This window comes from Flavobacterium sp. FG139 (genome assembly GCF_057809695.1).
Genome location: NZ_JBMDKL010000025.1, coordinates 1 through 11,720, shown reverse-complemented (window position 1 = coordinate 11,720; position 11,720 = coordinate 1). Strand labels below are relative to the sequence as shown.

Below are 11,720 nucleotides of genomic sequence, written 5' to 3'. Positions count from 1 at the left end.
GTAGCACTATTGGTTCCAACGTTAGCACCATTCACTTTCCATTGGTAGGCTGGAGTCGATCCTCCATTAGTTGGCGTAGCGGTAAACGTTACACTGGTTCCTGCACAGATGGTAGTGGCGGTAGCCGAAATACTAACACTTGCTGGTAAAGTTGGGTTTACAGTAGTTGCTGTGGATGACGTTGCAGTCAATGCAGAACAACCAGCCGCATTAGAATAGTTAACGGTAACAGTTTTTGAACCTGTGGTCAACCATTTTAAAGTTACAGTAGCATTAGTCGTCCCCAAACCTCCTGAAGTAATAGAATAATCGGTATTTAATACACCCGGTACTGTCCAAACATAATTGGATTGACCTGTTTGTGTGGTATATGTAACATCGGTATTAGCACAAGCTGTAGCTCCCGGTTGTGCAGTAAAACTAACCACTGGCAATGCATTTACTGTGGTTGGTGTTGATGAAGCGGCAGTTAATGAAGTACAACTATTGACATCGGTATAATTTACAGTAACAGTTTTAGAACCTGTAGTCAACCATTTTAAAGTAACAGTATTACTAGTAGTTCCAATACCTCCTGAAGTAATAGAATAATCGGTATTTAAAACACCCGGTACCGTCCAAACATAATTGGATTGACCTGCTTGTGTTGTATACGTTACATTGTTGCTCAAACACGCGGAAGCTCCGGGTTGAGCCGTAAAACTTACAGTTGGACGTAAGTTTACAGTAGTAGCAGTTGATGCCGTAGCTGAAGCAGCTGGACATCCTCCTGCATTATTGTAGTTAATAGTTACTGTCTTACTTCCTGACGTTAACCATTTTAAGGTAACTGTATTATTAGTAGTCCCTATCCCACCTGAAGTAATAGAGTAATCGGTATTCAAAACACCCGGTACTGTCCAAACATAATTGGATTGACCCGATTGAGTAGTATAAGTAACATCGGTATTAGAACAAACAGAGGCTCCAGGTTGCGCTGTAAAGGTAACTGTTGGACGCGCAATTACTGTAACTGCAGTAGAAGAGGTACTAACAGACTCACAAGGAGCCGTGGCAGTTGCGGTAATTAAATCCCCAACGACTAAAGCTGTTAATCCTGTTTTAGTCCATACCCCACCAGTTACGGTAGTCGTTCCTAGGCTCGTACTTCCTTTAAACAATTCTATAGTAGTACCATTAGCTTCAGCACTCGTGCCGCTAACCGAAGTGGTTCCAGCACATAGTGGAGAACTTACTACTGGAGTAGAAGTTGCACTAGTAGGTTGGTACGTAATAATTACTTGTCCGTCACCACCATCACCACCTTTTCTAGCAACAGCATCATCAGATCCTCCACCTCCACCTCCCGGTGCAGTACCGTTAGTACCATTATTATTTGAAGATCCAGCACCTCCAGCACCTCCATTTGGATTAGCACCATTTCCTCCGGCTCCTCCACCATTATTATTACCAGCAACACCTGCAGATCCAGAGGCCGTGGATACATTTCCTAAACTTGAACCCGCAGCTCCACCATTAGTTGGAGTAGCAGTAGAATTATTAACACCTATACCTCCACCTACAGCTAAAGTTCCTATGGTATTAGAACCGGGTGTAGCGTTCGTAGCAGCCGTAGCATTAAACCATGAACTACCACCTGCTCCAGCTGGAGTATTACTATTAGCCGGACCACCTGCTCCTTTAGCACCTACATTATAGTAATAGGTACTCCCAGGCACTACGGTATGATTTCCTTTAGCATAAGCACCACCACCACCACCAGAACCTCCAGCAGCGGTTCCGTTAGCACTACTTCCACCGCCACCTCCAGCACCCCAAACTTCTACGGTTACCGAAGTAACACAAGAAGGAGCTACCCATGTAGTAGTTCCTGAAGTACTAAAAGTTACTGCAGTTAGAGTAGCTTGCGATCCAGTTAATATAGGTGAACTCAAGGCTCCACCAGTAACAGCGTAAACTCTAAAATAATATAAAGTACCAGCTGTTAATCCGGTAACAGAAGCACTCACGCTATTAGCGGCTACTTGTTGATTAAAGGTAAATGTGACATTATCGGTTGAAGTATAAACAACATAACCCGATTCATTGGAGGCATTATCCGCCCATCCTAAAGTCATAGAAGTAGCGGCAACATTTGAAAAAGCTAAATTACTTGGTGCTAGAGCAGTGTCTGGCGTAAAAGTGTACGATTTACCACTGGCAATAGCCGTTGTTTGTGCGTTGTTCGGGTCGCTTCCATAGGTAGCAACATCAGTAGCAACTGCCATACTTACGGAATTGGTAGCCGAAGTATTTAATCCAATAGAATAGCCTCCTGCGGTCACCATACCAGCACCGTATATAAATTGTATTTTACCCGTAGTTTCAGATAAAATAGCTTGAAAAGTCATTACAGAAGCAGCTGATACAGAACCAGCTCCAGTATATTGATTGGTGCGCCATTCTACAACTAAAGTTCTATTGGGAGCAGTACCGTTTACACCATACTTAACATACCCATTAGTACCCGTAGTCAAATCATCCCAAAAAGGAGCAATTCTAGGCGTATCTGCCGCATCTGCTAAGTTATTCGTGTAAGAAGTACCTGATGCTGCCACAACACCCAATTGCATTTGTCCATTAGCATTAACAGCAAACTGAGTATAACGAACGCCATTAAACCAAAAATCAAATCCAATGTTGGTAAGAGCCGAATTCCCATCATCATTTCCTGTCGTAATTAAAGTACCTAAACTAGTGTAAGTAGCCAAACTAGCTCCAGTAGAAACCGCACTAGGATAGGTCGTTGAACTAATGGTTTGGGAATGAGTGCCAAGGCTAAAAAATAAAATAACAGCTAAAAAAAAGAAATGTATTGTTCTTTTTTGATGTAATCTTGCTTTTCTAAATTGTGGTAATCTTTTTTTCATAAGTATTGTGCTGTGTTGTGTTCTTAACTTTCTGTAAAAAATAAATAATGAGTCATTTACGAGACAAAAGTAAATTTGGATGTTATGCAATCCAATTAAAAAAGTTTAACAACCAATAAACTCGTTAAAGGGTAAAACCAATAATGAATAGTCAAAAAACATTTTATTAAAAATCGGGACACATTAAATCATTCTTTTCAAAATACCAAGCAAACATAAATAAGTTATCGACGAAATGCAATTTTTAACGTTTAATTACCAATTTATTCGACAAAATACATTTTTTAAAATAATATTGCGTTTTATCCTACAAAAAAATACAATCATTGAAACTGTTATCAAAAAGTATAAAAGTACACAACAAAAAAGAAGAGTCCTCTCTATCGAAAGGACTCTTCTTCAATACTTTATGGAATTATCAAATATCAAAATTCAACTATCAAATCCCAATTATCAACAGAAAACCAGCAACAGACAACACACTACAAAAAAAAGCCCTCTCTTACAAAAGGGCTCTTCTTCAATACTATATAAAATTTTTAATTCTTAATTTTTAAATTATCAATTCACCACTTTTCGAACGGCTCTATATCCTTCTGTAGTCACCACTTCAACCAATAACACTTGGTTGGTCGTTCCTACATTGATTCGAGTCTCGTTAGCATTGATGTCTTTTTTCTCCACAAGCAATCTACCTCTAATGTCAAAAATTCTAACACTCGACATAGTAGCCGTACTGGTATTCACCACCACATCATGATTCGATTGACGAATGACATTGATGCTGTTAGCACTAAAGATATTGGTATCGTTGCTCAACAAGTTTTGGTACACCAACTCAAAGCGGGTATCAAACGTCCCAGCAGCCGAAGTGAACACAAACGGTGTTGTTGTAATATCATGATAACTTCCATCATTGTTGTCTTTGATGTAAACTGTTTGTGTCCCACCAGCAAACAAGCCGTCTGCATGATCAATAGCAATAGTATACGTTCCTGCATTAGTCACTTTATAGTTCAACGGCACTACATCAGCAGCATCAAACGGAACCGGACGTCCTTGCATTACCAACGTCTCTGCTCCTACTTTAGTGTTAAGGGCAATAGCGCCATCGTTCAAGAATTTACTATCCGTAGCATCGAGTGCTAAAGTACCATCGGTAAAGTAACCCACTAACGTTTGTGAAAACTCGTCGGTAGCACCCGTCATGTTCAACCAAATTCTATGAGATTCTATCGTTGCTGTTGAAGCCGCTGTTGCTGAACCTCCAGGTCTAAAGAAACGATCTTCAGAATCAACCGTACGTTGTCCGTTATTAAACACCAACGAACTTGCACCATTTTTAGCCTGTACAATAAAACCTTGACCAACACCAATTACTCCCAGTGGATGAGACGTTGTCGCCGGTGTTAACGAAGCATTAGCTAAAACGTTGGCAGTAAACGAATGTGTAGTGGTATTCCAAGTACAGTACGAAGCCAAATTCGGATTGTTAGTTTTTCTCCAGAAATACAACGTCTCTTCAATATTCGAAGCATTATCTGCCGCAAACTGAGCGATACTCAAATCGGATGGGTACGGATTACCCACTAAATTATATCCGTTAGTAGAGGCTGTTTGGGTAACCAAACTAAAGGTCTGAGTACCGTTATTTGGAACTCCTGTAAAACTTCCAGTCCAAACAGCAGGTGCCGTTGGATGGTTGTATGGTACTCGTATTAAATAGCCGCGTCCTGTAGCAAACTGAGTATGGTAGGTATCTGTTCCATTAACACCCGCAGTATTAGTACCCGTTACATTCAACAGAGGTGTTGCACCAATACTGTTGCTGTACAAGTTGGTCGGCGAATCATACACATAAAAACGATTAGCAAAAGTAAACGGTGAAAAAGCATACAACTCTTGTCCTGCCACTGGCGAAGACCACGCCGTATAATCCAATCGCATTAACGGTTTGCTGTTGCGTTTTACAATAATATTACCCGTATTTACAGCACTCGGATTCGATTGCATCAAGTTAGCCGAACTGTTAAAAGTCAAACTTCCTGTAGTCACTGTTACCGATCCACTCAAATATAAATTTTTACCCGAATCTACCGTAACCACACCACCATTAACAGTCACACTACACGCTGTCAAATCTGAAGATACCGTATAGTTGCCGGTGAACACAACCGCATCAGTACTCGTAGGACCTGTTACATTATCCCAAGCCGTACCATTCCATGTAACCACACCACCCACGGTAATCGTTAAGGTAGTGGTTGTAGCACATTGACCCGCATCAGGTGTAAAGGTATAAGTAGTAGTAGCGGTATTGTTTAAAGCTGGTGACCAAGTACCAGTATACCCATTGTTAGACGTCGTTGGTAACGCACTCAAGCTAGATCCCGAACAAATTGGCGCTACAGCAGTAAACGTTGGCGTTACATTTGGTGTAACGGTAATAGTTAACGTATTAGAAGTGGCTGGCGAACCAGTCAAACAAGGTGTAGCGTTTGAAGTTAATACAACCGAAACTACATCACCATCAACTAAGGATGAAGTGGTAAACGTAGCACTATCGGTTCCAACTGGTGTAGCACCCACGTACCATTGGTAACTTGGAGTAGTTCCACCATTAGTTGGCGTAGCAGTAAACGTTACACTGGTTCCAGCACAAATAGTTGTTGCGCTTGCAGCAATACTAACACTAGCCGTTAATGTTGGGTTAACCGTTACAGAAATACTATTTGATGTTGCTGGCGAACCTGCTAAACATGGCGTAGCATTTGAAGTAAGCACAACAGAAACTGAATCACCGTTGGCTAAAGTTGTTGATGTATAAGTAGCACTATCGGTTCCAACTGGTGTTGCTCCCACATACCATTGGTAACTTGGGGCAGCTCCACCATTGGTTGGCGTAGCGGTAAACGTTACACTAGTTCCAGCACAAATTGTTGTTGCACTAGCTCCAATTGAAACAGAAGCCGTGATATAAGGATTAACTGTCATAGTAATCGTATTCGAAGTGGCTGGTGAACCTGTCAAACAAGGTGACGCATTTGAAACCATCACAACAGCAACCTGATCACCATTCATTAAAGTAGACGAAGTAAATGTAACTCCTGTCTCTCCTGGTATATTTGCACCATTTAATGTCCATTGATAAGTTGGTGCACTACCTCCATTGGTTGGAGTAGCGGTAAAGGTTACACTAGTTCCTGCACAAATACTAGTTAGTGTAGCACCAGTAGAAACTGACGCTGGTAAATTTGGATTCACAGTTACTGTTGATGTTCCAGTCACTGAAGCTGAACATAACCCTTCTGAAACAGAAACTAAACTCAAAGTCTGATTTGAAGTAGCTCCATTAACTGTAATTGTAGCAGTTCCTCCTGTCAATACTACGTTTTGAGTAGCACCACTATTAATAGTATAATTTAAAGTGGCACCATTTGTACCTGTTACAGTAAATGATGCTGTGTTTCCAGAACAAATAGGACTGTTATTCGATTGAATTGAAGCGGACAAAGTACGACAACCATAGATCGAAAAATTATCTAAACCAATTCCTTGTGCATTTGAACCTCCAGAGGCATAAGACCATCTGAAATAAATATCACTACCTGCTGATAAATTTATACCACTTAAAACTACAGATTTTGAAACGGTTACTGGTGCACCAGCCGGAACTGAAGTTGAATTTGCATCAGCAGAAAAAGTATGATTTCCTGTTGTTGCAGCAGTCCAAGTAGTTCCATTGGTGCTGTAGAAAAATGTTAAGTTACAAACATTTGTTCCTGTTCTGTATTTTTCATAATCAAATGATACCGTAATATCATTCATCGTTGAAGTAGTATTGTTACGTACTTTTGACAATATCGACAAACCAACGTTATTTGCAGCTGTTCCTGTTGGGTAACTTCCTGAAGTTAAAAACCCAATGGCACGTTCAGTTGATGACGTTGGATCACCATTAGCCCAGTTATAGGTAGCTCCTGTTGAAGCTGCTGCTAATGTACCCCCACGATTGGTAGTAGCTGAAATATTATTGGCAGCATCAATCCACAAAGGAGCTGAAGGTGAACCTACTGCAGTACTTGCTTTAAAACCTTGAGGTAAACTGGCTGTTGCAGATGTACCAATTGACATATCTTCTGTCACCGCAACTCCAAGTGCATTCATAATAATGTAGTCTGGTGCTGGTACTGTAAAAGTATTCGATGTAACAGATGTCAAACCAGTAGCAGTAAACGTAATTGTTGCTCCAGAAACTAATGCAGCACTTGAGGCTGTTAAGTTACTATAAGTAACCACCCCAGAAACCCCATTCAATGTTAATGTACCACCCAAAGTGTATGCACCAGCACCCACTGCAGCATTAACTGTGTTGGTTGCGTTAGCAACAGTATTACCATATTGATCTTGAATTGCCAATACTGGTTGTGTTGCTAAGGTTCCTCCATTACTAGCAGGAGCAGTAGGCTGTGTTGTAATTCCTAATTTTGTTGCAACTCCATACCCAATTGCCTGACTCACACTAGTAGAACCATAATTAGTTGCGTTAACCGCAATAGTTTTTGTTCCTGCTGTTTGCAACAAAGCAGCCGGTGTTGAAGCAGAAGGTGTAAAAGTAATTTGACCCGCCGACACGGTGTACCCTGCGGTCAAAGTAGTTCCTCCAACCGTTACACTAGTAATAGCTGCTCGCCAAGTTGGATTATCAGTAAATGTGATTACAAATGGATTATCAACAGTGGCTCCAGAGGCAGCTGTTAATGCAGGCGGAGTACCAATTAAAGTCATGGTATTACCCGTTGCTGTTCCTGTTACAGTTACATTTGCTGTGGTATTTGCAGCAGTTAAAGTTGCTGATAGAGTACGTCCAACAGTCGCTAATGCAGAAGCATCAGCAATTAATAAATAGCGTGTTACCGCTGTTAAACCTGTTTGACCTGTTACGGTAAAACCTAAAGTTGCCGAATACGTCGCTACAGTTCCTATTGGAGCTGCAATCTCAGCAGCATCAGCAATACCGTTGGCATTAGCATCTACAATAATTCTGAAATTCGAATATTCTGTTGCAGTAGCAGTACCGCCTAGGGTAATGTTTGCCGCAGTAAAGTTAAACGAATTGGTACAAGCATTCGGTGTTAATCCAAATCCAAAAAGTACTGCATTCGATGTACCAGCTACAATATTTCCTGTTGCAGGTGTACCTGTATTTGCTAAAGTAAACGTTGGTGTTACCGCAGACGTAACATTAATATTAAAAGAGTTAGAAGATGCACTCCAATCAATTACACGAATATAATAAACAGTTCCTCCTGTTAAAGAAGAAGTTATAGTCTCAGTAGTGGTAGAACCATGAGATGTTGCTATTGCAGTACCCGTAGTAGGGCAAGAAGTTGAAAACAAATCTATATCAATATCTGGTCCAGTGGTAAACGTTAATGTAACGGTATGATTTCCACTACATGTTGGTGTAAATTTATACCAAACGTCCGTTTTTGTAGAGCCATAAGTGAATGTATTACCTGAAGTCGTGGTTGCTCCTGAAAGTGTTCCAGAAACAGCCGCTGCACCAATAGTCAATGTAGTAGCATTCGAACATATATCGTTTGCTGGTGGTGGAGCAAATACTGCATTAGTATTTCCTACAACAATCAAGTTACTACCGTTTTGTAAAGCAACTCCTGTTGCCGTAGTAGTTGTAGTATTCAACGTTACTGGATACGTAGTGTATGCAGTCGTGTAATTTCCTAATTCACCCGTACCTGTATTAGTGAAAGAAGCTGCTTGATTCGCAGCAACCCATGTTGGGGTCACCGTAGCAGTTGTTGCCGCAGAAGAAGTCACACTCCATTGTAGCGTAACAATCTTAGTAGCATCAGAGGCAGCATTAGTGATAGTACTTCCTACGTTCACAGATAAATCGGAAGTTCCAGTAGTATTGGTAATCGCAACTGGTGTATAGTTGGTGGTATTCAATCCAATTGGAAAGGTAAATGCCGTGTTACCCACTGCAGCTTTTACCACACGACCTGTACCGCTGGTTACAATATAATTAGTTGCTGAAGCATTCGTGATGCTTGCACCAGAATTTAAAGTCAAATTATTAGTTCCTAAAGTCAACTTACCCGATGTCAAATCTAAGTTAGTGGTTACAACAATGCTGTTGTTTAAAGTAAGACCCGTACTGTTGTTCAATTTTAAATAATCAAACGTAGTTGCTCCTGTTAGGGTTTGTGCAGTGGTACCACCAAATGTGGTCAAACGACTATTAGCATTGAAGGTTCCACTGTTAGAAAAATTACCGCCGATGGTTAAATCACCACCAACAGACGCACCCAAAGTTAACGTACTTCCTGTTCCAATAGTTAAGGTACCTGCTAAAGCTCTTGCGGCTGCAGCTGGCATGTTTACCGAACTCGTAGTCAAGGTCACGTTTTGTGGATTTCCAGTACCAGCAGTTGTGGCGTTTCCAGTCCATTCATTACCTACACCATATCCAGTTACACCATTGTAAACAAGTGTTGCAGTATTGGCATAAATTGGTGCATTGGTATTCGCAAATCCACCAGTATTAATTTGTAATGTACCGTTAATGGTCGTTTTGGCAGATCCAAAATCCAAACCTGCTGTTAATATAGTAGTTACATTGGCACCGATACTTAACGTTCCTGCACCTGTTACAAATTTATTTCCAGTAATATTTAAAGTTGCACCAGTAACGGTTGAAGTGATTGATCTTCCTGCCGCATTAGCAGCAATATTACCATTTGTATTCGCTAAAGTTAACGCTTGTCCGTTTAAATCTAACGCACCTGCATTTGACAATTGCAGCACATCTCCTGCTGTGGTATTAATGGTTACTGCTGTAGCTGGCGACGAACTCAATTGTACGTTACCTGCCGCTTTATTAATCACTAAATAATCAAAAAACACAGTACCTGCACCAGTTTTGGTAATCACTTGATTTCCGGTAGCTGCGTTAAAGAATACCGCTTTACTATTATTAGTTTGAGTAGCTGTAGCACCAATAGTCCAGTTTCCAGCAGTAGTAACATCTCCACCCAAACTGATGGTTCCGTTTACCAATACATTCCCTAAAACAGTTAAACCACCCGAAGTAGTATTCAATACGGTTGATGCGTCTACGGTAATGTTGCCCGAACATTGTGCCGCTGTAGTACCCATATTTAAAGTGGTTACCGTACCTGGATTAGAAATTTGTACGTTTGCCGGATATCCTGCTCCCGAAGTAGCACTCCACTCATTACTACGACCGTAAGCTGCTCCAATATTATATACTAAGGTTGAAGACGCTCCATACGTTGGCGCTTGGTTAAAGAAACCACCCGTATTGATTCGACACGTTGCGTTAAGTGTTAAAGTTGCACTCGATAGTGTTACTCCAGCAGCCGTTTGAAAGACTCCAGTAACCGTGCGGTTAGCGCCCGAATTCAAGGTTAATCCTCCTTGCAAAACAGAAACGTTTACCGGACCACTTGTGGTAGGCCAGTACACATCAGCTGAATTTACACCATATGAAGAAGTATTGTTAAAATTTAAAGAACCTGCGGCACCATAAGTAAAATTAGTTCCACTTGCAAAACCACCTGCATTTAACTGGAAAGTACCGTTAACGGTTGTAGTTCCTGTACGGGTTAAACTTGTTGCCGTAGACACAGTATGAGTAGCTGCAATAGTAACGTTATCGGTTGCTGTTGGCACGGTACCTGTTGACCATGTGGAACCTGTATTCCAATCACCTGAAGCAACTGAAGTTATTCCTGCTGCTGTAGCTGTTACTGTTACTGTTGAACCATTAACCCAACGAACTGTTGAACCACTTGCAGAACAATTAAATGGTACCATATACAAAACTAATGAAGTACCTGCAACTATGTTGACACTACCTGTGAACGTGTTTGAAGTTGTACTTGTGCCAGTTGTTCCAAATTGAGTTAGTGCACCACCATTATTACTATACATTACAGCAAAACTACAAGTTGTACCTGTACCACTCACTGCAGTACTCCATACCACATTAGATAAATTTACATTAGTAGTTGAATTGGCTGTAATAGTAGTTGCATAAAACAAGTTAGCCGTTACTGCAGCACTTGCTGTTGCAGAGACAAATCCACTTCCGCTTAAGGCGGTTGAAGCACTAGCACATGTTACAGCACTTCCTCTCGACCAGTTAGAAAATGAAACTCCGGTAGGCGGTGTTGTATACGTTGCTGTTGGAGTGGCAGGACAAGTCACTGATGCTCCTCCACCTATGGTTACTGTCGTCTGCCCAAAAGACAAACTACTCGACAAAAGCAACAGCAGCAACCCTAAAGTTGATACCAATTGAACGTAAAATTTTGTGCCAGTTTTGGCAAAGTTAAGTTGGGTAGTGTTATTCATAAAAAATTATTTTTTTAATGATGCTTTTAAAACCTATTCCGTTGAGTATGAATACAATTTTAACAGCCCGTAAAAGTACATTAATTTTTTAATTAACAAAATGTAAAGGATGTAGATTTTTTACTATTTCGATAAAATACACCTTCTTAAGGAATTCTTAAGAATCTGTTAAGAATTTGCGTACTTTTTAGTAACATTATCCGAACAACTCAAATCTACTAACCCAAATCTAAACTTATTTTAGAACAGGTCAAAGCCTAGTCAAAGGCATGGATAGTGTATGAAAACTGCCCTCAAAACACCATCCAAAAAAGTACTTTTACAACATAAAATATTCCAAAGTATTTACAACAAAAAACCCTTCTCAAATCAATGAGAAGGGTTTCTGGTTTTGTAAGTCGTGTAAAA

The 11,720-nt window shown here is 40.6% G+C and carries 2 protein-coding genes; both read right to left on the bottom strand.

What is annotated here, in order from left to right; all coding sequences use genetic code 11:
• On the bottom strand, positions 1-2,909 hold a 2,909-nt coding region (locus tag ACODSI_RS14795; RefSeq protein WP_488917633.1), incomplete at its 3' end, for a beta strand repeat-containing protein.
• 561 nt (positions 2,910-3,470) lie between these two features.
• Positions 3,471-11,312 carry a DUF8693 domain-containing protein gene (locus ACODSI_RS14790; RefSeq protein WP_488917632.1) on the bottom strand — a complete coding sequence of 2,614 codons (7,842 nt, stop codon included), beginning with the start codon at positions 11,310-11,312 and terminating at the stop codon, positions 3,471-3,473.
• Positions 11,313-11,720: the final 408 nt, after the last annotated feature.